Origin of the sequence: Erwinia tracheiphila (genome assembly GCF_021365465.1) — a bacterium.
Classification (GTDB): domain Bacteria; phylum Pseudomonadota; class Gammaproteobacteria; order Enterobacterales; family Enterobacteriaceae; genus Erwinia; species Erwinia tracheiphila.
Genome location: NZ_CP089932.1, coordinates 1,896,963 through 1,922,024 on the forward strand (window position 1 = coordinate 1,896,963; position 25,062 = coordinate 1,922,024).

At 51.3% G+C, this 25,062-nt stretch carries 21 protein-coding genes and 4 pseudogenes; 21 read left to right on the top strand and 4 right to left on the bottom strand.

The genetic code is table 11. From position 1 onward, the window contains the following. The first annotated feature begins 6 nt into the window (after nt 1-6). From fabD to LU633_RS10080, 19 genes and pseudogenes are all read left to right on the top strand, one after another. The gene (gene fabD, locus LU633_RS09990; RefSeq protein WP_016192158.1) at nt 7-930 is read left to right on the top strand and encodes an ACP S-malonyltransferase; all 924 of its coding nucleotides are present in this window, start codon (nt 7-9) and stop codon (nt 928-930) included. A 21-nt stretch (nt 931-951) separates the two neighbouring features. Continuing rightward, nucleotides 952-1,686 (top strand): 3-oxoacyl-ACP reductase FabG, encoded by a 735-nt coding sequence (gene fabG / locus LU633_RS09995; protein WP_016192157.1) that lies wholly within the window; start codon nt 952-954, stop codon nt 1,684-1,686. Between the two features lie 154 nt (nt 1,687-1,840). After that, nucleotides 1,841-2,077 (top strand): acyl carrier protein, encoded by a 237-nt coding sequence (acpP, locus tag LU633_RS10000; RefSeq protein WP_016192156.1) that lies wholly within the window; start codon nt 1,841-1,843, stop codon nt 2,075-2,077. Between the two features lie 83 nt (nt 2,078-2,160). After that, the gene (fabF, locus tag LU633_RS10005) at nt 2,161-3,402 is read left to right on the top strand and encodes a beta-ketoacyl-ACP synthase II (protein WP_016192155.1); all 1,242 of its coding nucleotides are present in this window, start codon (nt 2,161-2,163) and stop codon (nt 3,400-3,402) included. 236 nt (nt 3,403-3,638) lie between these two features. After that, complete coding sequence (gene pabC, locus LU633_RS10010) at nt 3,639-4,433, top strand: aminodeoxychorismate lyase (protein ID WP_016192154.1); 795 nt, start codon at nt 3,639-3,641, stop codon at nt 4,431-4,433. Nucleotides 4,434-4,444: 11 nt separating this feature from the next. Next, on the top strand, nt 4,445-5,464 hold the full coding sequence (gene yceG / locus LU633_RS10015) for a cell division protein YceG (protein ID WP_016192153.1): 1,020 nt from the start codon (nt 4,445-4,447) through the stop codon (nt 5,462-5,464). Continuing rightward, on the top strand, nt 5,454-6,086 hold the full coding sequence (gene tmk, locus LU633_RS10020; protein WP_016192152.1) for a dTMP kinase: 633 nt from the start codon (nt 5,454-5,456) through the stop codon (nt 6,084-6,086). Before yceG ends, tmk begins: the two co-directional genes overlap by 11 nt. Further along, entirely contained in the window at nt 6,083-7,078 is a 996-nt protein-coding gene (gene holB / locus LU633_RS10025; protein ID WP_016192151.1) for a DNA polymerase III subunit delta', read from the top strand. The genes tmk and holB overlap by 4 nt, the downstream gene beginning before the upstream one ends. A gap of 10 nt (nt 7,079-7,088) precedes the next feature. After that, a complete protein-coding gene (locus LU633_RS10030; RefSeq protein WP_016192150.1) occupies nt 7,089-7,883 on the top strand; it encodes a metal-dependent hydrolase in 795 nt (264 codons plus the stop codon). A gap of 257 nt (nt 7,884-8,140) precedes the next feature. Then, a complete protein-coding gene (gene ptsG / locus LU633_RS10035) occupies nt 8,141-9,574 on the top strand; it encodes a PTS glucose transporter subunit IIBC (protein WP_016192149.1) in 1,434 nt (477 codons plus the stop codon). 190 nt (nt 9,575-9,764) lie between these two features. Then, the gene (gene hinT, locus LU633_RS10040; protein ID WP_016192148.1) at nt 9,765-10,115 is read left to right on the top strand and encodes a purine nucleoside phosphoramidase; all 351 of its coding nucleotides are present in this window, start codon (nt 9,765-9,767) and stop codon (nt 10,113-10,115) included. A 49-nt stretch (nt 10,116-10,164) separates the two neighbouring features. Then, nucleotides 10,165-10,512: pseudogene (locus tag LU633_RS10045) on the top strand (YcfL family protein). A gap of 41 nt (nt 10,513-10,553) precedes the next feature. Further along, nucleotides 10,554-11,120 (top strand): penicillin-binding protein activator LpoB, encoded by a 567-nt coding sequence (lpoB, locus tag LU633_RS10050; RefSeq protein WP_198292542.1) that lies wholly within the window; start codon nt 10,554-10,556, stop codon nt 11,118-11,120. After that, nucleotides 11,080-11,949, top strand: a complete 870-nt coding sequence (gene thiK / locus LU633_RS10055) for a thiamine kinase (protein ID WP_232426898.1) — start codon at nt 11,080-11,082, stop codon at nt 11,947-11,949. Before lpoB ends, thiK begins: the two co-directional genes overlap by 41 nt. A 9-nt stretch (nt 11,950-11,958) precedes the next feature. Further along, nucleotides 11,959-12,987, top strand: coding sequence for a beta-N-acetylhexosaminidase (nagZ, locus tag LU633_RS10060; protein ID WP_040465733.1), 1,029 nt, complete (start codon nt 11,959-11,961; stop codon nt 12,985-12,987). Between the two features lie 28 nt (nt 12,988-13,015). After that, the gene (gene ycfP, locus LU633_RS10065; protein WP_016192143.1) at nt 13,016-13,576 is read left to right on the top strand and encodes an alpha/beta hydrolase YcfP; all 561 of its coding nucleotides are present in this window, start codon (nt 13,016-13,018) and stop codon (nt 13,574-13,576) included. Nucleotides 13,577-13,635: 59 nt separating this feature from the next. Beyond that, a pseudogene (locus LU633_RS10070) lies at nt 13,636-14,484 on the top strand (IS5 family transposase). A 334-nt stretch (nt 14,485-14,818) separates the two neighbouring features. Continuing rightward, complete coding sequence (locus LU633_RS10075; protein ID WP_040465732.1) at nt 14,819-16,111, top strand: NAD(P)/FAD-dependent oxidoreductase; 1,293 nt, start codon at nt 14,819-14,821, stop codon at nt 16,109-16,111. A gap of 285 nt (nt 16,112-16,396) precedes the next feature. Continuing rightward, nucleotides 16,397-16,936, top strand: a complete 540-nt coding sequence (locus tag LU633_RS10080; RefSeq protein ID WP_016192140.1) for a glycine zipper 2TM domain-containing protein — start codon at nt 16,397-16,399, stop codon at nt 16,934-16,936. Between the two features lie 586 nt (nt 16,937-17,522). On the opposite strand, the gene mfd is transcribed toward LU633_RS10080, so the two are convergent. Beyond that, a complete protein-coding gene (gene mfd / locus LU633_RS10085) occupies nt 17,523-20,966 on the bottom strand; it encodes a transcription-repair coupling factor (RefSeq protein ID WP_016192139.1) in 3,444 nt (1,147 codons plus the stop codon). A gap of 589 nt (nt 20,967-21,555) precedes the next feature. On the opposite strand from mfd, the pseudogene LU633_RS10095 reads away from it, so the two are divergent. Both LU633_RS10095 and LU633_RS10100 read left to right on the top strand, forming a co-directional pair. Next, nucleotides 21,556-21,809 (top strand): annotated as a pseudogene (locus LU633_RS10095) (recombination protein NinB); the annotation flags it as partial. Between the two features lie 347 nt (nt 21,810-22,156). Then, entirely contained in the window at nt 22,157-22,582 is a 426-nt protein-coding gene (locus tag LU633_RS10100) for an antitermination protein Q (protein ID WP_016192137.1), read from the top strand. A 38-nt stretch (nt 22,583-22,620) separates the two neighbouring features. Here the strand turns inward: LU633_RS10100 and LU633_RS10105 are convergent, their stop codons facing one another. The 3 genes and pseudogenes from LU633_RS10105 to LU633_RS10115 all read right to left on the bottom strand — a co-directional run bounded on the left by LU633_RS10105 (nt 22,621) and on the right by LU633_RS10115 (nt 25,059). Further along, nucleotides 22,621-22,749, bottom strand: coding sequence for a hypothetical protein (locus LU633_RS10105; protein WP_016192136.1), 129 nt, complete (start codon nt 22,747-22,749; stop codon nt 22,621-22,623). 360 nt (nt 22,750-23,109) lie between these two features. Next, nucleotides 23,110-24,767: pseudogene (locus LU633_RS10110) on the bottom strand (terminase large subunit). Next, nucleotides 24,751-25,059, bottom strand: a complete 309-nt coding sequence (locus tag LU633_RS10115; protein WP_046371996.1) for a phage terminase small subunit P27 family — start codon at nt 25,057-25,059, stop codon at nt 24,751-24,753. Before LU633_RS10115 ends, LU633_RS10110 begins: the two are co-directional and overlap by 17 nt. Between the last annotated feature and the right edge of the window lie 3 nt (nt 25,060-25,062).

The window sequence follows — 25,062 nt, forward strand, 5'->3', positions numbered from 1 at the left end:
AGAAGAATGACGCAATTCGCAATGATTTTTCCCGGACAGGGTTCGCAAGCCGTCGGCATGTTGGCCGAACTGGCCCTAGAGAACGAGCTGATCGAGCAAACATTCCAGGAAGCATCCGATGCGCTCGGTTACGATCTCTGGGCGTTGGTGCAGCAGGGGCCTGCGGAAGAACTGAATAAAACCTGGCAAACACAGCCTGCCCTGCTGGCCGCCTCCGTGGCTATTTTTCGCGTCTGGCAGGAAAAAGGCGGCAAGCCTCCGGCAATGCTGGCAGGGCACAGCCTTGGCGAGTATAGCGCACTGGTTTGTGCTGGCGTGATTGATTTTAGCGACGCCATCAAACTGGTGGAATTGCGCGGCAAGCTGATGCAGGAAGCTGTGCCAGCGGGTACCGGGGCGATGCAGGCCATTATCGGTCTGGATGATGCGGCCATTGCAAAAGCCTGTGAAGACTCTGCTCAGGGGCAGGTGGTTTCTCCGGTTAACTTTAACTCGCCTGGCCAGGTGGTTATTGCAGGCAATAAAGAAGCCGTTGAGCGAGCTGGCGCGGCCTGCAAAGCAGCCGGTGCGAAGCGTGCGCTCCCTTTGCCGGTCAGCGTGCCATCACATTGTGCGCTGATGAAACCCGCCGCTGAAAAACTGGCCATTGCTCTGGAAGCGCTAACCTTCAACGTTCCTTCCATTCCGGTTATTAATAATGTCGACGTAAAATGTGAAACGTCACCAGAGGCAATCAAAAGTGCACTTATTCGTCAATTATACAGTCCTGTGCGCTGGACAGAGTGCGTGACATCTATGGCCGATCAGGGTGTAGTATCGCTGATTGAAGCAGGGCCAGGTAAGGTGCTCACCGGTCTGACCAAACGCATTGTTGACGCCCTGACTGCGACAGCGATAAATGATCCCGCCAGCCTTTCAGCGGCGGTTTAACTGACAGACGAGGAGGATGCTATGAACTTTGAAGGAAAAGTCGCACTGGTAACCGGTGCCAGCCGTGGTATTGGCCGTGCTATCGCCGAAACCTTGTCCGCGCGTGGTGCTAAAGTGGTCGGAACGGCTACCAGCCAGAATGGTGCTGACGCAATAAGTGATTATCTTAGCGGTAACGGTAAGGGCTTGCTGTTCAATGTTAATGACAGCGCTTCTATTGACAGCGTGCTCCAAAATATCCGTACTGAATTTGGCGAAGTCGATATTTTAGTTAATAATGCCGGCATTACGCGTGATAATTTGCTGATGCGTATGAAAGATGATGAGTGGCAGGATATTTTGGACACAAATCTGACGTCGGTTTTTCGCCTGTCAAAGGCAGTATTACGCGCTATGATGAAGAAGCGCACAGGCCGAATTATTACTATCGGTTCCGTTGTGGGAACCATGGGTAATGCAGGACAGGCAAATTATGCGGCAGCGAAAGCAGGCTTGATCGGTTTTAGCAAATCGCTTGCGCGTGAGATCGCGTCGCGTGGCATCACTGTAAACGTTGTTGCTCCGGGTTTTATCGAAACAGATATGACTCGTGCGCTGAATGAAGAACAGCGTGCGGGCATTCTGGCGGAAGTGCCTGCGGGACGCCTTGGCGGTGCGCAGGAAATCGCCAGCGCAGTTGCATTTTTAGCTTCTGACGAAGCGGCGTACATTACAGGTGAAACGCTGCACGTCAACGGCGGAATGTATATGGTCTGACATTCACGAAAATTATTTGCGTTATTTGCGGTTATGCCCGCAAAATAGCGTTAAATCGTGGTTGGACCAGCCGGGATTTAGTTGCATCTTTTTCAACATTTTATACACTACGAAAACCATCGCGAAAGCGAGTTTTGATAGGAAATTTAATAGTATGAACACTATCGAAGAACGTGTTAAGAAAATCATTGGTGAGCAGCTTGGCGTTAAGCAGGAAGAAGTTGTGAATGCTGCCTCTTTTGTAGAAGACCTGGGCGCTGATTCTCTTGATACCGTTGAGTTGGTCATGGCTCTGGAAGAAGAGTTTGACACCGAGATTCCGGACGAAAAAGCTGAGAAAATCACAACAGTCCAGGACGCTATTAATTACATCAATGATCACCAGGCATAAGTGAGCGTCTCCAGGCGGTCATAATGACCGCCTGAGTTTTATCCGTAGCAGATCTTTCTTTTTACCCTCCCTGGAGGATGAACGTGTCTAAGCGTCGTGTGGTTGTGACCGGTCTTGGCATGTTGTCTCCTGTCGGCAATACCGTAGAGTCTACCTGGAATGCTCTTGTTGCCGGTCAGAGTGGCATCAGCCTGATCGATCATTTTGATACTAGTGCCTACGCAACGCATTTTGCTGGCTTAGTAAAGGATTTTAACTGTGAAGCGTTTATCTCGCGCAAAGATCAGCGCAAGATGGATGCTTTTATTCAGTATGGTGTTGTTGCTGGTGTTAAGGCTATGCAGGATTCCGGGCTGGTTGTTACCGATGAAAACGCTGCCCGAATTGGTGCGGCTATTGGTTCTGGAATCGGTGGCCTCGGTCTAATTGAGGATAATCACTCTGCGCTTCTCAACGGCGGCCCGAGGAAAATGAGCCCCTTCTTTGTTCCTTCCACTATCATAAACATGATAGCCGGGCATCTGACTATCATGTTTGGTATGCGTGGGCCAAGCATCGCTATCTCTACCGCCTGTACAACGGGTGTGCATAATATCGGTCTGGCTGCGCGTATGATCGCCTGCAATGATGCGGATGTCATGCTGGCAGGTGGTGCTGAAAAGGGTAGTACGCCACTGGGCATCGGTGGATTTGGTGCCGCACGCGCGCTTTCTACCCGTAATGATGATCCACAAGCGGCAAGCCGCCCGTGGGATAAAGATCGTGATGGTTTTGTTTTGGGAGATGGTGCCGGCATCATGATGCTCGAAGAGTACGAACACGCGAAAAAACGTGGAGCAAAAATCTACGCCGAACTGGTAGGTTTTGGCATGAGTAGTGATGCCTATCATATGACCTCACCGCCTGAAAATGGCGCGGGCGCGGCCTTGGCAATGGAAAATGCATTGAAAGATGCGCGGGTTTCTCCCGAAAAAATTGGTTACGTTAACGCCCACGGTACTTCCACGCCTGCCGGGGACAAAGCAGAAGCGCAGGCAGTGAAGTCTGTTTTTGGTGCCAGTGCCAACCGGATTATGGTGAGTTCAACAAAATCTATGATCGGGCATCTGTTAGGGGCTGCGGGTGCAGTTGAGTCAATTATCTCAATTCTTGCATTACGTGACCAGGTTATTCCACCGACGATCAATCTGGACAACCCGGATGAAGGTTGCGATCTGGACTTCGTGCCCCATACGTCGCGGCAGATCAAGGGACTGGACTATGTCCTGTGTAACTCCTTTGGTTTTGGCGGCATTAATGGCTCACTGATTTTCCGTAAAATCTGATGTTTTTTTCGTACGAGTCAGTTCGGTCAGCAATGCCAGTCAGCTAATCCCTGACTGGCATTTTTGTATGGTGAATTTTCAGATAAGCTTTTCTGTAAAGCCGCGTTGAGCTGCATTGAAGATATAATTCACCAGCTCGTTTGATAAAAAACCACTCGTTGCAAACGCGGGATGAATCTGTCAGGTATTACAGGTAATCTTTACGTTCAAATAACAACCTGCAGGGAGCCTGTACGGTGTGGGTAAACGGTCAACTTCAGGATAACGTTGCAATTGGCGATCGTGCAGTACAGTTTGGAGATGGTTGCTTCACCACTGCTCACATTAGTCAAAGTGAGGTGAAAGCGCTGGATGCCCATTTGATGCGTCTTCAGCTTGGCTGTGAACGCCTGCTGATTGAATCGGTAGATTGGCAGCGACTGCGCGAGGAAATGCTTAATGCTGCTGTCGGCCATAGTGAGGCGGTGCTTAAAGTGATTATTTCGCGAGGAAAAGGAGGGCGAGGGTACAGTGCTTCAGGCTGCGGACAGCCCACGCGGATACTGACGGTATCTGATTACCCTGGCCATTATTACCATTTGAAGGTCACGGGGGTCAGTCTGCAACTCAGTAGCATCAGACTGGCGAGAAACCCCTTTCTGGCAGGTATTAAACATCTCAATCGGCTGGAACAGGTGCTTATTCGTGCAGAGCTTGAGCAGACCGATGCTGACGAGGCGCTGGTGCTTGATACCGAAGGTATGCTGGTGGAATGCTGTGCGGCGAATTTATTCTGGCGCAAGGGGAATGACGTTTTCACCCCTTGCCTGAGTGATTCAGGCGTAAATGGCATTCAGCGCCAGCAGGTCATTAAGCTATTACGCGAAACGGGAACAATCGTCTCTGAAGTCAGGAACTCACCTGATGTACTGCAAGAGGCTGATGAAGTGTTGATCACGAATGCATTGATGCCCGTTCTGCCAGTCCGTCAGATAAGCCAGCATTTTTATCATGACCGAAATCTTTATAATTTCCTTATCTCCCGGATTTAATAAGGGATTTTATGGCTTTAAAAAGAAAAATTTTCACCGGGATAATCGTTATCGTCGTCGCGTCAGTGCTTTTCAGCTACTGGCAGGTCAGACAGTTTGCGCAGTCACCGCTATCCATTAACAATGAAACCCTCTTTACGTTACCCGCCGGGTCGGGGCGGGTGGTGCTTGAAGCCGAACTCAACCGACAAAAGATCGTGCCACAAACGATTTGGTTCGGCTGGCTTCTGAAGCTGCATCCTGAACTGGCGAAATTCAAAGCAGGCACCTATCGCCTGACACCGGGTATGACTGTTCGGCAGATGCTGACGCTACTAGCCAGTGGTAAGGAAGCCCAGTTTCCCATGCGCTTCGTGGAAGGGACCCGTATGAGGGACTGGCTGGCTGAATTACGGGCTGCCCCCTACATAAAGCATACCCTTGCCGATGATAATCTGGCGACGGTTGCTTCGGCGCTGGGTTTACAGGCACAAAATGTTGAGGGGTGGTTCTGGCCGGATACCTATTCCTATACCGCTAATACCGCCGATGTGGTCATTCTTAAACGAGCCCATCAGCGAATGACAACGCTGGTGGCGAGTGTGTGGGCGGGTAAAGCGGAAGGACTGCCCTATAAGGATCAGAACGATTTGCTGACCATGGCCTCAATCATTGAAAAAGAAACGGCCGTGCATGAGGAACGTAGCAAAGTGGCCTCGGTGTTTATTAATCGTCTGCGCTCAGGAATGCGCCTGCAAACCGATCCTACCGTCATTTATGGCCTGGGAGACGGCTACACCGGCACACTGACCCGCAGGGATCTTGAAACGCCCACGGCATATAACACCTACACTATCGCCGGGATGCCGCCGGGGCCAATAGCCATGCCGGGGAAAGCATCGCTGGAGGCTGCAGCGCATCCGTCAAAAACCGACTTTTTATATTTTGTTGCAGATGGTCAGGGCGGACATACCTTTACCACTAATCTTGCCAGCCATAATCGGGCGGTGCAGGCGTGGCGCCAGGCGCGGAAGGAAAAAAATGCACAGTAAATTTATCGTTATCGAAGGTCTGGAAGGCGCGGGCAAAACCACGGCGCGTGACGTGGTGGTTGCTGTCCTGAAAGAAGAGGGTGTGAGCGAGGTTGTATTCACTCGTGAGCCTGGCGGTACGCCGCTGGCAGAAAAACTGCGTGAGCTGATCAAGCAGGGTATGGCAAGCGAAGTGGTCAGCGATAAAGCGGAGCTGCTCATACTTTATGCTGCGCGAGTACAGCTGGTCGAAAATGTGATTAAACCGGCGCTGCAACAGGGCTGCTGGGTGGTGGGTGATCGGCACGATCTCTCTTCGCAGGCCTATCAGGGCGGTGGCAGAGGAATGAACAGTCAACTTATGCAGCAGCTGAAGCAGAGTGTGCTGGGCGATTTTGCCCCCGATCTGACGCTCTATCTTGATGTAATGCCAGAAACGGGCCTGGGGCGTGCCAGAGCGCGAGGGGAACTGGACCGTATCGAACGTGAGTCGCTCGAATTTTTCAACCGCACGCGTGAACGCTACCTGGCGCTGGTAGCGGCTGACGACAGCATCAAAACGATAGATGCCAGTCAGCCGATAGAGCAGGTTTCCTCGGCTATCAGAGAAACGGTGCGGCAGTGGCTGCGGGAACAGCAGTGAACTGGTATCCATGGCTTAATCATCCCTACCGGCAAATTATTGCACAGCACCAGACTAATCGTGCGCATCACGCGCTGCTTGTGCATGGTCTGCCTGGAATGGGTGACGAATCGTTGTTGTGGGGGATTAGCCGCTGGCTGATGTGCCAGCAGCGAGAGGGGTTAAAAAGCTGCGGTCACTGTCACGCTTGTCAACTGATGCAGGCGCATACCCACCCGGACTGGCATCTGCTGGGTGTTGAAAAAGGTAAGAGTTCGCTCGGTGTTGACGCTGTGCGTGCCGTAACAGAAACGCTTTTTCATCACGCGCAACAGGGAGGGGCTAAAATTGTCACTGTGCCAGACGCCTCATTGTTGACCGAGGCTGCAGCTAATGCGCTCCTGAAAACGCTGGAAGAGCCACCCAAAAACTGCTGGTTTTTGCTTTTTAGCCAGCAGCCCTCGCGTTTGCCAGCAACTCTGCGTAGCCGATGTTTTCGCTACCATCTTGCTGTTCCTGATGAAGAACAAGGGCTGGCATGGTTGCAAAAGCAAATTTCCGTGACGGAGTCGGAGGCTCTTAGCGCACTGCGTCTAAGTGGTGGTGCCCCGGCTGCGGCACAATCGCTGCTGGAAGCGTCTGTCTGGAGATCTCGCCATGCGCTTTGTCAGGTCCTGCCACTGGCATTACGTGGCGATATACTCACCCTTATCGGTGAATTAAATGATGACAATGTGCAACGTCGTACTGGGTGGTTGTATTCATTGCTGGTTGATGCACTGAAATGGCAACAGGGTGGTGGCGAGTTTATCGCCAATGTCGATCAGCAAGCACTGATTGCGGATATCGCTGTTTTATTGCCTGCTAACGCACTTAACGAAAGCCTCCGGCTATGGATAAATTGCCGTGAACAACTCGGGATAGCATCTGTTAATCGCGAACTTATCCTGACAGACCAGTTATTAACCTGGGAGCAGGCACTGCGTGGCTTGCAGACTGGCTCACCCAATTAGAGACGTATTTATGTTTTTAGTCGATTCCCACTGTCATCTTGATGGCCTGGATTATGAAAATTTGCATCAGGATGTCGATGATTTATTAGCGAAAGCTGCTGCGCGAGGCGTTAAATTTATGCTGGCTGTGGCGACCACGCTGCCGGGATATCAGGCTATGGTTGGCTTGATCGGCGAGCGGCACAATGTGGTGTATTCATGCGGCGTTCATCCATTAAATCAGCAGGAGCCGTATGATTTTGCTGAACTGCGCAGGTTGGCGGCTGACGTGCGCGTAGTGGCGATGGGGGAGACGGGCCTTGATTATCATTATCAGAAGGAAACCAAAGAACAACAGCAGGCGTCCTTTCGTGAACATATTCGCATTGGGCGCGAACTGAACAAGCCTGTTATCGTCCATACCCGGGATGCACGTGAAGATACGCTGGCACTGCTTAGGGAAGAAAAGGTTGAGGAGTGTGGCGGGGTGCTGCACTGTTTTACTGAAGATCGCAAAACGGCAAAAAAAATACTGGATTCAGGAATGTATATCTCCTTTTCCGGCATTGTTACCTTCCGCAATGCTGAAGCAATCCGGGAAGCCGCACGCTATGTCCCGCTGGACCGTATCTTAGTGGAAACAGATTCACCTTATCTGGCGCCCGTCCCTCATCGTGGTAAAGAAAATCAGCCTGCTTATACCCGTGATGTAGCAGAATATATGGCTGTACTGAAAGGGGTGAGTATTGAAAAGCTGGCGGATGTGACCACGAAGAATTTCTCCCGTCTTTTTCATATCACTTTGGATCGCCTGACCGAGATTTAATTTTCAGCCCGTAATTAGTCCACATTAGACGTAAAGTGCACCGCTTTATCGAGATATAAGAGGCTTATATTGGCTCAGGAAAAGCACAATATCCCGATATTTTGTGAAACGTGATAGTCATCAAACAAATATTCTCTGATTTATTTTACAGTTCGTAATAAATACGAGAGCGACATAAATGCTCCATCATAATGGGTTCTCCCCTTGTTATGACGCGCCCTGCGCGAAACAGCACCTTTACTCAGGAGTGTATTGTTATGTTCAAAAATGCTTTTGCAAATCTGCAAAAGGTTGGCAAATCGCTGATGCTACCGGTTTCGGTGCTGCCGATTGCCGGTATTTTGTTGGGCGTCGGTTCGGCAAATTTCAGCTGGCTGCCCGCTGTTGTTTCTCAGGTGATGGCCGAGGCGGGAGGGTCTGTTTTTGCTAATATGCCGCTGATCTTTGCTATCGGCGTCGCGTTGGGTTTCACCAATAATGACGGTGTTTCTGCACTGGCCGCGGTTGTGGCCTATGGCATTATGGTAAAAACGATGGCCGTCGTGGCACCGATGGTTCTGCATCTGCCCGCAGGCGAGATTCAAACGAAGCATCTGGCCGACACGGGTGTATTAGGAGGCATCATCGCAGGTTCAATTGCGGCATGGATGTTTAATCGTTTTTACCGTATTCAGCTGCCTGAATATCTCGGCTTCTTTGCTGGTAAACGTTTTGTTCCGATTATTTCTGGTTTTACCGCGATTTTCGTTGGGATTGTCCTGTCCTTTATCTGGCCACCAATAGGAAGTGCTATTCAGGAATTTTCACAGTGGGCAGCGTACCAGAATCCGGTGTTAGCCTTTGGTTTATACGGCGTGGTTGAACGTTCTCTGGTGCCGTTCGGTCTGCATCATATCTGGAATGTACCTTTCCAGATGCAAATCGGTGAATTTACCAATGCCGCAGGGCAGGTGTTCCACGGCGATATTCCTCGCTATATGGCGGGTGATCCAACGGCGGGTAAACTTTCCGGTGGCTTCCTGTTCAAAATGTATGGCCTTCCTGCCGCCTCCATTGCTATATGGCATTCTGCTAAACCAGAAAACAGGGCGAAAGTCGCCGGTATCATGATTTCTGCCGCGCTGACCTCTTTCCTGACCGGCATTACCGAGCCAATTGAGTTCTCCTTTATGTTTGTGGCGCCAATTCTCTACGGCATCCATATCCTTCTGGCGGGTCTGGCTTTCCCAATCTGTATTCTTCTGGGCATGCGCGATGGCACCAGCTTCTCGCACGGTCTGATCGACTTCGTGGTGCTAAGTGGTAACAGCAGTAAAATCTGGTTGTTCCCGATAGTGGGTATTGTTTACGGGCTGGTTTATTACACCGTGTTCCGCGTATTAATTGCGAAGCTGAATCTTAAAACGCCCGGACGGGAAGAAGCCAGTGCTGAACAGTCTTCTGCTTCATCAAATGAAATGGCCGCCAGCCTGGTCACCGCGTTCGGTGGTAAGGATAACATCACGAACCTTGATGCCTGTATCACCCGTTTGCGCGTCAGCGTGGCCGATGTGGCGAAAGTGGATCAGGCAGGACTGAAAAAACTGGGCGCTGCGGGGGTGGTCATCGCGGGTTCAGGCGTCCAGGCCATCTTTGGTACGAAATCAGATAACCTGAAAACTGATATGGATGATTACATCCGTAAAATGTAATCTTTTGGGTTGATGAACTGGCGAAGGCGATCCTTCTCTGTTCTGCTAACAAAGTCCCGAACACATACTCGGGACTTTGTTGTTTTTGAACGAAAACCCACTGAAAAGAAAAATCACCGAAAGGTTGAAAGAAAACAAATATCTCGCTCATAATGCGATAACTCAATTTTTTCTCTCAAGGAGTTGTGCAATGGCTGAAGAAACCATTTTCAGTAAGATTATTCGCCGTGAAATCCCGGCTGATATTCTTTATCAGGACGAGCTGGTTACCGCGTTTCGTGATATTTCTCCGCAAGCCCCCACGCACATTCTGATAATACCAAATATTCTTATTCCGACTGCCAACGATACGGTGCCAGGCCACGAAGCGGCTTTGGGAAGGATGATGGTGGTTGCGGCAAAAATCGCCAAACAGGAAGGAATTGCGGAAGATGGCTACCGTGTGATTATGAACTGTAACCAGCACGGCGGGCAGGAAGTTTACCATATCCACCTGCATCTGATCGGTGGCCGCCCTCTGGGACCGATGCTGGTTCGCTGAAAATTACGTGGATACGGACAACGATGAGAGGCGCATAACAGTTATCGTGATGGCTCTGATTGCTTTTCTGAGCTGATGCAGCAATGACCACACTACCATCAACACATCACAGTCGCTGGTGATGGACGTGCCCGTATTGTCAGCAGGTATTATCACGGACGGGCCAACCATATCAGAGCATGACGGGCAACAGCGTGCGTCAACGCTGCTGGTCAATCAGCAGGAGAAGGCAGTTGACGTTAATTATCGTTTCTACTGGTATGATGGCAAAGGACTGGAAATCCTGCCTTTTGAGCAGCCTCGTGCGGTCAGTGTTCCGCCACACGGCAAAGTTGAAATATCATCGCAAACGGGTAACCTGACGGCAAGTAAGGTCCCGCTGTATCTGTATCTTTAGGAGGTGAGTGCGTGGAACGGCAGAGTAAACTTTCTGGCGTCATGTTACTGACGCTGGTTCTGACTGGCTGTATCAGTCAGCAGCAAGGGCAACAGCCCGCAAAAACGACGGAATCTGAACCTGCCCAGCCGGTTCAAAATCCGGTTGCGCCGCCCGCTCACCCAGCACAAACTCTACCGCAACCCCCCAAAATGCAATCCATTAACTGGGATGCCAGCGTTACGCCACTGGTGGCGCAAATGCTGAAAGCTCAGGGCATTACGCCGGGCAGCGTCTTGCTGGTGGATGGGGTGAAAAACAGCACTAACGGTAGCCTGCAACGATCAAAAGCAACGGATGCGTTGAACAATGCACTGCAAAATAACACCGAGTTCACCCTCGTGAAGCCGGAACAGCTGGCTGCTGCGAAGCAGACACTGGGGCTTTCCGCCAGTGACAGTCTGGGTTCCCGCAGTAAAGCGGTGGGGCTTGCCCGTTATCTGGGCGCACAGTACGTGCTCTATACTAATGTCCGTGGCGACGTGAAATCCCCCACGCTTCAGATGCAACTGATGCTGGTGCAGACCGGTGAACTTATCTGGTCTGGTGATGGTGTCGTTCAGTTCTGAATCTTCCCTGCAGCGACTGATTGCAAGACAGTTTCCGGCGGCGAACGCCGCCGGCTCACTTATATCACTTCCCGGCTTGTCGGGTAACACCAGAAAAATAACGCTGGAAAACACTATGCTGGTGGCCCGTTATCAGCATCCCGATGCGTTTATTCCGGGGGTCGATCGCCGACGGGAATACCGCATATTACGCAAAATCTGCCATGCGGAACTGTCTCCAGACGTTTTCGGTTATGCCGATCGCTGGCTGTTACTCGGCTGGCAGCCTGGGCAACCGTTGTCACAGAATGAATTTACTCAGCAGTTAAGGGCGATATCGGCATGCATGGTGTCGCTGCATCGACAGAGACTTAGCGGTTATCGTCTGCAAATGCGCAAAATGCTGGAACGATACTGGCAGATCATCCATCCGCACAGGCGGCACTGTGGCTGGCTGAAAGCGCTGCGACGCCTGCAGAAACAGGGAGAGCCTGAACCGCTGCGCCTGTGCCTGCTGCACATGGATATTCATGCTGGCAACGTTATAAATGACGCTGGCGACCTGAAGCTGATCGACTGGGAATATGCCGGGGATGGTGATGTGGCACTGGAACTGGCTTCGGTTATCATAAGCAATGCATTTTCTGCTGAACAGCAATGGACGCTGGTCAGCCATTATGCAGGAATGCAGAATATCAATCCTGACGTACTGCATCGTCAAATACGCCGCTGGCAACCCTGGCTTCGTCTTCTGGTTGCCTGCTGGTATGAACTTCGCTGGCAACAAAGCGGCGAAACCCTTTTTAAGCAGTTGGCGGGACAAAGCTGGCAACGGATGCGATCAGAATAAGAGGTGTGTGTGGGACCGGGACCGGTAATATTAGATGTGCACGGCTATGAGCTGGATAGGGAAGAACGTGAGATTTTAGAGCATCCACTGGTAGGTGGCCTTATTCTTTTCAGCCGTAATTATGACAATCCTCAGCAGCTTGCTGAACTGATAAGACAGATCCGCGATGCCTCACGCAACCGACTGGTACTGGCAGTCGATCAGGAGGGCGGGCGCGTGCAGCGTTTTCGTGAAGGCTTTACGCGTTTGCCCGCAATGCAGTCCTTTGCCGCGTTGCACGATGAAACTTCGGCGCTGGCGCTGGCAGAACAGGCCGGCTGGCTGATGGCAGCCGAAATACTGGCGATGGATATTGATATCAGTTTTGCACCGGTGCTAGACATTGGTCATCACAGTGCTGCCATAGGCGAACGCAGCTTTCATCATGAACCTGGCGTGGCATTGAAAATGGCGCGTCAGTTTATTAGCGGCATGCGCCAGGCAGGAATGAAAACCACGGGCAAACATTTTCCAGGTCACGGTGCGGTCAGTGCGGACTCCCATAAAGAGACGCCGCGGGACGACAGGAGCGAGGAAGACATTCGCAGGCACGACATGGCTATTTTCAAACAGCTGATTACGGAAAATGCGCTGGATGCGGTGATGCCTGCACATGTTATCTATACTAAGGTGGATACGAAACCGGCCAGCGGGTCTCCTCACTGGCTTAAACAGGTATTGCGAAAAGAGTTAGGTTTCAACGGCGTCATCTTCTCCGACGATCTGTCAATGGAAGGTGCGGCCATTATGGGCAGCTATGCAGAACGTGGCCAGGCATCACTGGATGCGGGTTGTGACATGATTCTGGTTTGCAATAACCGCCAGGGTGCAGTCAGCGTGCTTGATAATCTGTCGCTGATCAATGCCGAACGGGTAACCAGCTTGTATCATCGCCGAACGTTCACCCGTCAGCAGTTGCTGGCATCCCCTCGCTGGCAGGAAGCTCATCAGGCACTCACCGCGTTACACGCGCGCTGGGAGGGGCGCAAAGGCAACTGACCGGCGATAAAAACTGAAGAGGATAGCAATGATAATCTATCTGCATGGTTTTGATTCAAACAGCCCCGGCAATCATGAAAAAGTGCTGCAATTACAGTTTATCGATCCTGATGTACGTTTGCTTAGTTACAGTGCGCTGCACCCAAAGCATGATATGCAACATTTGTTAAAGGAAACCGATAAGCTTCTGCGCAGCAGTCAGGGCGCGCTTCCGCTGATTTGCGGCGTCGGATTAGGTGGATTCTGGGCCGAGCGTATTGGTTTTCTTAACGGTATTCCTCAGGTTATTTTCAATCCCAATCTCTGGCCTGAAGAAAATATGCATGGAAAAATCGATCGCCCGGAAGAGTATGTTGATATTGCCAGCAAATGCGTCACGCATTTTCGCGATAAAAACCGCCAGCGCTGTCTGGCAATCCTTTCACGCCATGATGAAATGCTGGATATGAAGCGTGCAGCGTTGGTTTTACAGGCGTTTTATCCGGTTATATGGGATGAAGCTGAAGGACACAAATTTAAAAATATTTCTCCTCACCTGCCACGAATTAAACTTTTTAAATCTCAATATCATGAGGAGAGGCGGATCTAAAAGCCTGTCCCAAAAGGCGTTATCGTATAATGCATCCCGGTCATATCTGAGGGCAAAGTATGGCAGGCGGTAAAGGGCAGATTAGCGATGAACTCCGGGCCAAAATCGCTCCGCTTATCCCGGAACACAAAACCCGCCACCCTCCGGGTACACGCCGAAAACGTGTTGATAATCGGGCCGCAATGAACGCCATTTTCTTCGTCCTCAGCACAGCCTGTCAGTGGAATGCACTCAATGCCACCGTGATATGTTCATCGGGTTCTGCACACCGGCGCTTTCAGGAGTGGCGCGATGCAGGCGTCTTTGAGCGCTTCTGGCAGAACGGTTTGCTGGCCTGCGAGCATCCGGACAGCATTGACTGGTCCTCGTTGTCGATGGACGGCTGTATGACCAAATCGCCGCTGTCGGGAACAAAAAAACAGGCCGCAAGCCCACGGACAGAGGGAAACAGGGCGTAAAGCGCAGCCTGCTGACGGACGCCAACGGTCTTCCTCTGTCGCTGGTCGCCGCACCAGCAAATACGCACGACATCAACCTGGTTGTGGATACGCCCGGTGCCCTCCGGACGGGGCGTCCGGGGGAAAAACCTGGACAAAGGTTACGAAGCTGGATAGCTGAAAACGTATCTACAGAGTCGCCGTTACGAGCCACATATTCAGTCCCGTAAAGAGGGGTCTGACGCCAGTAAAAACAGGGACTTTAAAGCCCATCATTGGGTCGTCGGGAGGACACATAGCTGGATGAATCGCTTTCGTCGGGTTCTGACCCGATGGGAAAAGAAGGCCGAAAATGACGAGGCTATGTTGCATTTTTCCTGTGGTCTTATTGTCTGGAATAAAGTTCTGTTGAGACAGGCGCTAAGTTGCCATTACGAAGAGTCTGAAATTGGCAGTATATTGATGTTATGACTTTTTTTACTTATTTTACGGTTATCAAAGCCAGCGATTTAATTTAAATAAATATGCTTACTAAATAAAAATAATCAATCAGTTGGTCTGGTAGTAAATTTTTTCGGGCGAACAGACGAAGAATAACAATAAAAACCGTGAGGAATAAGGCTGCGTTAATTAAAACACTGGCTGTAAAATTGATATTAATCAATTTTAACAGGACTGAGGTAGCACCTCATGTTATTCTGCCCGTAGACAGTAATTAAAAGCCAACCCTATGTTAATTAAGGATATTAGTTTAACCTCTAGTTAACGATTGGTTCACATATTGAGGGGTCATTTGACGAAAGGTATGAAGAGAATTGTAATTGTAGGCGGAGGTGCCGGTGGACTTGAACTGGCCACACAGCTGGGGCGTAAATTAGGACGCAGAAAAAAAGCGGAAATTATTCTGGTTGACCGCAATCACAGTCATTTGTGGAAACCTTTATTACATGAAGTGGCGACCGGATCGCTGGATGAAGGAATTGATGCACTTAGCTATCTTGCGCACGCGCGCAATCATCATTTTCAGTTTCAGCTCGGTACGTTGACAGATATTGACCGTAAAAATAAAACCCTGCAGCTGGCTGAAATTCGTAATGTCGCAGGAGAGTCACTGGTTCCCGCTCGCGAACTGGGCTACGACACGCTGGTGATGGCGCTGGGCAGCATGTCGAACGACTTTGGTACCCCGGGTGTGAAAGATCACTGTATATTCCTTGATAATCCGCATCAGGCACGCCGCTTTCACAACGAAATGTTGAATTTGTTCCTGAAATTCTCTGCCAGCCCGGGCATGCAGGAAAAGGTCAATATTGCTATTGTTGGTGCGGGTGCAACGGGCGTTGAGCTTTCTGCAGAATTGCACAATGCGGTGAAGCAACTGCACAGCTACGGCTATGAGGGGCTGGATAATCAGGCGCTGAACGTAACGCTGGTGGAGGCGGGTGAGCGAATTTTGCCTGCGCTTCCACCGCGTATCTCTTCTGCGGCCCACCAGGAGCTGACGAAACTGGGTGTTCGTGTGTTAACGCAGACTATGGTCACCAGCGCGGACAGCAAGGGCCTTAATACCAAATCCGGCGAGTTTATTGAAGCCGATTTGATGGTATGGGCGGCGGGCATTAAAGCGCCTGATTTTATGAAAGAGATTGGTGGCCTGGAAACTAACCGTATTAATCAACTGGTGGTATTGCCAACGCTGCGGACAACCCACGATGCGGATATTTATGCTATTGGCGATTGCGCCTCCTGTCCGCTGCCTGCGGGCGGATTTGTGCCGCCTCGCGCTCAGTCTGCACACCAAATGGCGAGCCTGGTACTTGGCAATATTCTTGCCGATATGAAAGGACAAAAACTGAAGCCTTATGTTTATAAAGATCACGGCTCGCTGGTATCACTTTCCCGCTTCAGTACCGTTGGCAGTCTGATGGGTAATTTGATGCGCGGATCGATGATGGTTGAGGGGCGTATTGCTCGCATGGTCTATATATCGCTGTACCGTATGCACCAGGTTGCGCTGCATGGCTACTTCAAAACCGGACTAATGATGCTGGTGGGCAGTATAAACCGGGTGATCCGTCCTCGTTTAAAACTGCACTGAATCGATTAATCTGGCAAATCCACCTGACCGGGCTTATATTGCCACTATCGATATAAGCCGTTTTTCTCTGCTGCTGACAGCTTAGTCGCTAAGAAGACTCTTAAAGACAGGCCGTCAGCACCATGAAACTTCATTTCTTCCAGTTTTCTTATTGTCACATTTGACCCTACTGCGCAAAACTTGCCTTAACCAAATACGGCGCTTCACGCACGCTGGGTAACTGTCTCCACAGATTAAATAAGGTCGGGACGCTGATGCGTGGTAACAATTTCCGGAGGACATCCTGTGAATAAATCAATGTTGGCAGGTGTGGGTATTGGTGTAGTGGCAGCACTCGGGGTTGCTGGCGTGGCAAGTATGAACGTGTTTGACCGCGGACCACAGTTTGCACAGGTGGTGTCTGCCACGCCAATCAAAGAAATAAGTAAAAATCCGCGTCAGGATTGCCGTAACATCACCCTGACGCATCGCCGCCCGGTACAGGATGAAAACCGTATCGCCGGATCGGTGCTGGGTGCGGTAGCCGGGGGCGTAATCGGCCACCAGTTTGGTGGCGGTCGGGGCCGCAGCGTCGCGACGGTAGCAGGCGCACTGGCAGGTGGATACGGTGGTAACCAGGTGCAGGGTGCATTGCAGGAGCGTGATACCTATACCACTACTGAAAAGCGTTGTAAGACCGTCTATGAAAAGCAGGAAAAAATGATGGGCTACGATGTCACTTATAAAATTGGTAATCAGCAGGGCAAAATCCGTATGGATCACGACCCCGGCAGCCGTATTCCGCTGGACAGCAACGGACAGCTGATACTGGATAATCAGGCATAGTCAGCCTGGTGAATAAAAAAGCGGCCCTGGCAGCTTTTTTATTGCCTAATTAACCCCGATCTGTGGGCGTGGTTATCAACATATTTTGGTGCGCCCTTGTAATCTTTGAATTTAAATCTGCAAGCATAAGCTTCTTTTGAGGATCACCGTGAGTAGTGTCAAAGCACGCTTATGTGGAAGCGGATTTCATTGGTAACAAAAAACACGTCCTTTAATTACGCCCACCAACAGGTATTAGGCACTGTCTTACTTATAATCTTATATAGACAGACCAGAACTTCTTTCTAAGTGGGCAGCTCTACTTTATGCGCGGTAACCAAAGGGGGATTTTACCGTTCGTGTAAAACTTCGTGATCTGTCTGTGATGATGCCTGGAAGTTTTTTAATTTTGCTGACGAGCAAGGCAGCTTTCCTGACTGTTCTGTAAAGCCCGTTAAGCTGCCACCACGCTGTCCTTAGCAAAAGTGGCTTTTTTAATGGTCAGGGTGAATAGGGATAATTTGCCATCATGACTGCAACGTCTTCCCTCAGTCTGACCGATTACGACGGTAACAAAACGCTGTGCGGAATGAGGTTTTTAATACAATCAGGCGGCATTGGTCAGCAGCTGATTCATAAAATCCCTCACCCAGTTTATACGAATTTTGCGTTCGGTCAGATCGCGCATAAACCTCAGTCTGGTTGGGCCATCCAGACGCCAGTGCTGTGGTTCTTTCTGCAACAGGCCAATCATCCAGCCCGGATCAGCGCTGTTTTTGGCGGCAAACTCAATAAATCCGCCTTTGTCATTGGCTTCTACCCGGCGAATACCAATTTTCTTTGCGGTCAGCCTCAGGGCCGCAATATCCAGCAGGTTTCGCACGGCGTCCGGCAGCGAGCCAAAGCGGTCTATCAGCTCGACTTTCAGCTCATCCAGTTCGCCATCTTTTTCAGCGCTGGCGATTCGCTTGTAAAAGGAAAGGCGAGTATTGACGTCCTGGATGAAATCATCCGGCAGAAGCGAGGGCATGCGCAGTTCAATTTCAGTCTGGCTGCTGGTCAAATCCTCCAGTGAAGGTTCACGACCTGCTTTCAGCGCATCCACCGCATTCTCCAGCAGTTCCATATACAGTGAAAAACCAATGGACTCCATCTGTCCGCTCTGGTCCTCGCCCAACAGTTCACCGGCGCCACGGATTTCCAAATCGTGGGTTGCCAGTGCGAAACCTGCGCCTAAATCTTCCAGAGAGGCAACTGCCTCCAGCCGCTTATGGGCATCGGTGGTCATTGCTTTTGGGTGCGGTGTAAGCAGCCAGGCATAGGCCTGGTGGTGCGAACGGCCAACGCGCCCCCTTAGCTGGTGTAACTGGGCCAGACCGAAATGGTCAGCACGCTCAATGATTATGGTATTCGCCGTGGGAATATCAATGCCGGTTTCGATAATGGTGGTACAGACCAGCACGTTAAAACGCTGGTGATGGAAATCATTCATCACTCGCTCCAGCTCACGCTCGCGCATTTGTCCGTGACCGATGGCGATGCGTGCTTCAGGTACCAGCTCGGCCAGACGCCTGGTCGCCTTTTCGATATTTTCCACATCGTTATACAGATAGTACACCTGGCCCCCGCGCAGTACCTCGCGCAGAATGGCCTCCCGTACCACCAGGTCATCAAACTCACGAACAAAGGTTTTAACCGCCAGACGGCGGGTGGGTGGGGTGGCAATAATTGACAGATCGCGCATGCCACTCATCGCCATATTCAGCGTACGGGGGATTGGCGTGGCAGTCAGCGTCAGAATATCCACATCGGCGCGCATCGCCTTGATACGTTCTTTGTGTCTTACGCCAAAGCGATGCTCTTCATCGACGATCAACAGCCCCAGATCGCGCCATTTGATTTCACTCTGCAACAGCTTATGAGTGCCAATTAAAATATCAACCTTACCTTCCTGAGTATCATTGAGCACCTGCGCCTGTTCTTTCGCGGTGCGGAAGCGAGAGAGCACCTCAATGCGCACTGGCCAGTTGGCAAAACGATCGCGGAAATTGTCGTAGTGCTGCTGTGCCAGCAGGGTGGTTGGCACCAGCACTGCCACCTGTTTATTGTTTTCTACCGCAAGAAAAGCTGCGCGCATTGCCACTTCTGTTTTGCCGAAGCCGACGTCACCGCACACCAGCCGATCCATTGCCAGCGGCTGGCACATGTCGCTCAGAACCGCGTTAATAGCCTGTGCCTGGTCAGGGGTGGTTTCGTAAGGAAAGCTTTGACAGAACGACTGATACTGTTCCCAGTCGTGTTTGAATGCAAAGCCGACTTTTGCCGCACGCTGCGCATAAATATCCAGCAGTTCGGCTGCCACATCCCGCACTTTTTCCGCGGCTTTTTGCCTGGCGCGGACCCATACATCGCTACCCAGTTTATGCAGCGGCGCATTATCGTCTGCACCGCCGACATAGCGGCTGATCAGGTGTAATGAGGACACGGGAACATAGAGTTTGGCATCGCCAGCGTAGGCCAGCATCAGGTATTCAGCAGTAATGCCCCCGGTCTCCAGCGTGGTCAGGCCAATATAGCGGCCCACGCCGTGTTCCAGGTGGACAACCGGCTGACCCGGATGCAGCTCTGCGAGATTGCGGATAAGCACATCAGGATTGATGGTGCGTCGGCTGTCCTGTCTGGGGCGGCTAATGCGTTCACCCAGTAAATCACTTTCGCATATCAACGCACGGTTGCGCTGGCTGTCGATAAAACCATGCTCGCTGGCGCCAATCATCAGATAGTGAGAAGGCTTTTCCGCCTCCTGAAGGCGGGTAATGGCCTTAGGTAAAATTTTAATGCGGGCCAGCAGCTCCTGTAATGCTTCGCGACGGCCTTCACTCTCCACGGAAAAGATGACCGGGCCGGAAAAAGACTCAAGAAAGCGGCGAAGGGTATCGAGCGGTGTTTTAGCCTGGGCCTGCACCGCCAGATCGGGCAGCGGTTGATAGCCGAGATTGCTATTACTGGCTTTTTCAGCCAGCGCGTCGTGCTTAAATTGTACGCGTGGCCATTTTTTCAGTTCGCTAAACAATTGATCGGTGCGCAGCCACAGCGTATCAGGGGCAAGCAAAGGACGCATCGGATCAACACGGCGATTTTCAAAACGACGGTTCACGTCCTGCCAGAAGCGATCGGCACTGGTTTCCACATTACCGCAGGTCACCAGCAGACTGTTTGCCGGCAAATAACTGAAAAGCGGCACCAGCGGTTGGTCGAAAAACAGCGGCTGCCAGTATTCAATCCCCGCAGGCAACGTGCCCTTGCTGACCTGCTGATAAATATGTTCTGGCTCACGGCGCACGTCAAAATGCTCGCGCCACCGCGTGCGAAACAGTTCAATCGCGGTTTTATCTGTTGGAAATTCGTGGGCAGGGAGCAAATTGATCGCCGATACTTCTTCCAGTGTGCGCTGGCTGTCAACGTCGAAAAGGCGCAGGCTGTCTATTTCTTCATCAAATAAATCAATGCGATAAGGTTGCAGGCTGCCCATCGGAAAAATATCCAGTAGCGCACCGCGCGTGGCATATTCGCCGTGTTCCATCACCTGGTCAACATGACGATAGCCTGCCTGCTCCAGTTGAGAACGTAAAGTATCACGTGACAGATGCTGACCTTTTTTCATTACCAGCGCGTGGCCGTGCAGAAAACTGTGTGGGCACACCAGCTGCATCAGCGTGTTAACTGGCAGGATCAGCACGCCATGCGCCATGTAAGGCAGAGCGTGAAGTGTCGATAAACGGGAAGAGATAATTTCCTGGTGAGGAGAGAAGCTGTCAAAGGGCAGCGTTTCCCAATCGGCCAGGTTTATCACCGTCTCGCAGGTGAACTGTTTAATTTCATCGTGCAGGCGCAGAGCATTTTGCATATCCGGGGTAATTAACACTACCGGACCCTGATGACGTGCGATAATTTCTGCGGATTCGACCGCGCAGGCGGCACCAGTGAGCTGCCCAAGCTGGCGCTGATCGCCTGCTTTGCTGGGAAGGGTATAACGGGATTGTTCAGGCATAATTAGTCAGGCTGTCTCTTCGTGATAAGGAGAGCAGGGAACCTGTGGTTGTGGTTCCCTTTCGGCTTACCCGAGTATACCTCTATTTTGCCGATTGTTGCGTGTAGTGCAAGTCCGGTGCGGTCAATGTTTGCCCACCTCAGCTCTTTTTCCGCGTGGTAGCTGTGGTTTTCGTCGTCCCACGTAATAGCCGGTGTCAGAGTGATCCTGTTCGAAAATATTCAGCACTATTTCTTCCTTTTATATGAACCCACTGTAACATATCCTTTTTGTATCAGTGATATAGGGTGGAAAGTTCGAAATAAGTCTAAATTAATTTAAAATAATATCCCACTCATTACCCCTTGAATCCCTGTACCTGTCAGTTATTTGGGCGGATTTATACCCCAACAATCGTTGTGCAAATTTCGATCCATTTTCTGCGGTATGTAGTCTCGCGGACAGGCACCGGAGTTCGTGGAATGAGGGGGATTACCTTTCCATGATAAGCTGCACCTATCTCTAAGCCGGGCAAATTCTCCAGATATTCTTTTGGGAAGAATGCGAGTCCCTTTCTTCGTACCGATAACATATTCACCAGGAGAGGATACCGGTACAGTGGAAAACGCTATTTATATCTGGACACTCAGTGGCTGGGTGCTGGGTGCAGAAGTTGTTCCTGGCTTGGAGGGTGAGTTTTGCAACATCCGGGAATCGACTGCAAACATGGGAATCAGGCGCATGACAAACCTTATCGAATACTCAACGGCCTGGGCAGTCGGTAACGGTGTGCGGCTGCGTGAAGTTCTCACTAAACCTGAATGCGGCGCTGAACCTAAAGCTCGCCGGAGGAATAAGGAGTGAGTCTTCGAATCTCATAGTGGCCCGCAGCTCTGACTGCAATAAGGCCGGATAGCCTCTTATGCTGATTTACTTACTGTTCATAGGCAATAAATCGTGACCTGGCTAACCAAAATCCTCAGTCACTTCCGTCCGATCATCCCCGTTATACAGTCAGCACACTGACAATCCTGGGATTTGCAGCCAAAGAGGAAAAAGCGATGAGAGATATTGAGCAGGTTTTAGAGCGCTGGGGCGCGCGGGCTGGATAATCAGGAGGATGTCTTCTGGCCTCCGTCGCTGCCGGATTTTACGGTCTGATCCCGTCAAAGGTTAGCCGTCGTGTCCAGTGTTGTATCGAAGGGGAAAGCATGAAACTAGAAACCGCAGTAAAATACTTCAGCCCTAACAGTCAGATGGTTACGGACAGTTCTCGCACCACGTCGTCAGTCAGTCTGATCGGTACGAATTTGATGGGGGCAATTGGTTACTGCCAGTCGAAAGCTGAATTTGGAGTATCGGCGTTCCTGGCTAAGACCGGCTGTAACGGAACAGGCCGTATGCGTGACCTTGCAGAATCAGCACGGCAGGGCGCGCCGGTAGACAGGGAGTGTGATCGCTGTTCAGGGCGATGCTTTAAACGACTGCCAGCCAGCAGGTCAGTTACGCTGCTGCTACCAGAATTAACCCAATCATCATGGTCTCGTAACTGGAAGCTATTTTTTGAAATGCTGGTGACCCGGTGTGAGATTAAAGAAAATTACGCTGACTCAGTATTTCGTGGGATGACCAGATAATTAGAGCCTATAAATAATTCTGTGTAACTGCCACCATATTAAAGGTGAGCACTCAGGCGGTCACCAAACCCGATAATAAAACGACTTATCGCCAGCCGCCAGTTCTGGATCGGCATACTCCATTTTTTCGACGCATCCCTGATTGCCAGATAAATCACCTTACGCACCGAGTCGTCTGTCGGGAATACTTTGCTTCTGTTTATTGCAAATTATTTTTAACTAATTGTTTATTATGCACTTTAATGAATCTTTAATGATAAAAGATCAGCATTTGCAATACACAGGATTAACGCAACCCTGTATCTGGGAGAGAAACACTTCTAAAATATGATGCCCGGATGGACTGCAAGCACGAAAACAAACATGGGGCTTTTGGCGGTTTTGCTGTCCCACCTGTACCACTATCGGCGGCGAAGATTGACGGGTTTAGTCCATGTGTAAGTGCTGCTGGCTGAACGCTCATGATCCGCCCTGCGGCGCTGTGCGGCCAGTGCTCCAGCAATGTTTTTGTGCTGCATCGATAATCCTCAAATCCCGGTGAATGTCGCCAGGCGTTGCTTATGGGCCTCGGACATATCAAAACTGAAATCTTCATGCTCGGCCTGCCAGGTGCCGAACGCCATTAATCCCGCTATCGCCGGGTCTATCTTGTTGGCCAATTTCTTTTTGTTCGGCTTAATGTTTGCGTTGGCGTCAGACTCCATCACCACGTTACCAATCGCCCAGGCCAGAACCGGATCGCCGTTGCGCCGTATAACCCCGCGGTTTACGAACACCTCCAGCGACTTCGCTACCGGGCTGAATTTAAGGTTGGTCTGCGGGAACGGCTCAACATCGAGACCCGCGCCCTGTAGCTGGGTGCGTAAGTGCGTGGCGTTCCAGGTATCGAAGCCCACCAGCTTGATTCCGAACACCTCAGCATCACGCAGAATATTGTCACGGATGCGGTCATAGTCGATGCAGTCACCCGGCGTGGTGCGCATCCAGCCCGATTTAGCCCACTGGCGGTAAATGGCGCGGTTTTTATTGGCTACGTTGTTCAGCTGCGCTTCTGGCAGGTAGTGACGGGTCAGCAGCCGGATTTCCCGGTCAGACGGGAACGCATAGCAGACGCTGGTAATGTCCCCGGCAGAGGACAGGGCAGGCCCGGCGTAGCACTCCATGCCGTACAGGTCAGACTCGCTGTAATCGTCCTTGCAGGCATCCCATGCGCCGGAACCCATTCACGGCGTGGCACCCTGGCACCAGATATTAAAACGCTTTGTAAGCATTTCCACCCACTGCGAGGGTATGCCCCTGGCCTTCTGGATGGTGTCAGCCAGCGCCGCACCGTCAACGGAAATATTCAGGTTGGGATTGGCCTTTACCCACAGCGCCGGGGAGTCTAACTCGCTTTCGTCGTCCAGCTCGTAAATCAGGGCAAGAAGGGACTCGTTGGTTTCTTCCCCGGACAGAATCTGGCAGCAGTAATCATAGTGCTGCTTACAGGCCGATACCACGTTGCTCCCGGAGGTGGTTATAGCGAACAGCAGCCCTTCAGGCCGTGCGCCCATGCCCAGCTCAAGTGCGGAGTAAACACCGTTATCCGGGTGCAGGTGGTACTCGTCCACAATCGACAGGCTGGGGTTGGTTCCCTCAATAGTCGCTGCTTTGGCGGCCAGTAGCTTCAGCAGGCTGTTGGATTTTGCGAAAATCATTTTGTGCTGCTGAATGGTCAGGCGCTTTTTCAGCGGCTTTGATAAAAGGCACATCTGGCGGGCATCATCAAAAACGATACGGGCCTGATCCCGGCTCACGGCGGCGGTGTAAATGTCCTGCTGGCCGTGCTCCATCACCAGAAACCAGTTAGCCAGCATTGCGGCCACGGTAGATTTGGCGTTCTTGCGCGGCACCTGAATATAGGCGCTCTTGTATTTCCGGCGTCCGGTGGCCTTCACCCTGAAGCCCAGCAGGCAAAGGCGAACTGCTGCCACGGCTCCAGCACAATCGACTGACCACACAGCGGGCCTTTAACGTGAGGACAGAGGCGGGAGAATGTGATAAACCGCTCTACCGTTGCGATGTCGAAACAGTACAGCGGATTATTCAGGTCATTAAAGTAACGCTCTACGGCCTGTTTCACGCGCTTACAGGCGGGTATGGCACCTGATTTTATGGCGCTGGCATAATCATTCCAGACGGTCAAGCTCGTCTTCCTCTACAGGCGTTTTGCGGCGGCTGACCGGATCGAAGCCCAGCAGCGAAGACATTTTAATCATGATCTTCTCGGCATCGGCTTTAGCGCTCAGTGAAGGGTTGCGGCTCTCTCCGCCCTGGCTGTTCACAATGCTGAACCCGCGCCGGGCAAGGTCTTCTACTGCTTTGCGGTACATGGCGTAATTGACGCAGTACAGCTCAAGATTGTTCCAGTCGGCGGGGTGCAGATCGCCCCGTTCGGCCAGCTGTTTCGCTTTGGCCTTCCATTGCTGCCGGGCAATGTC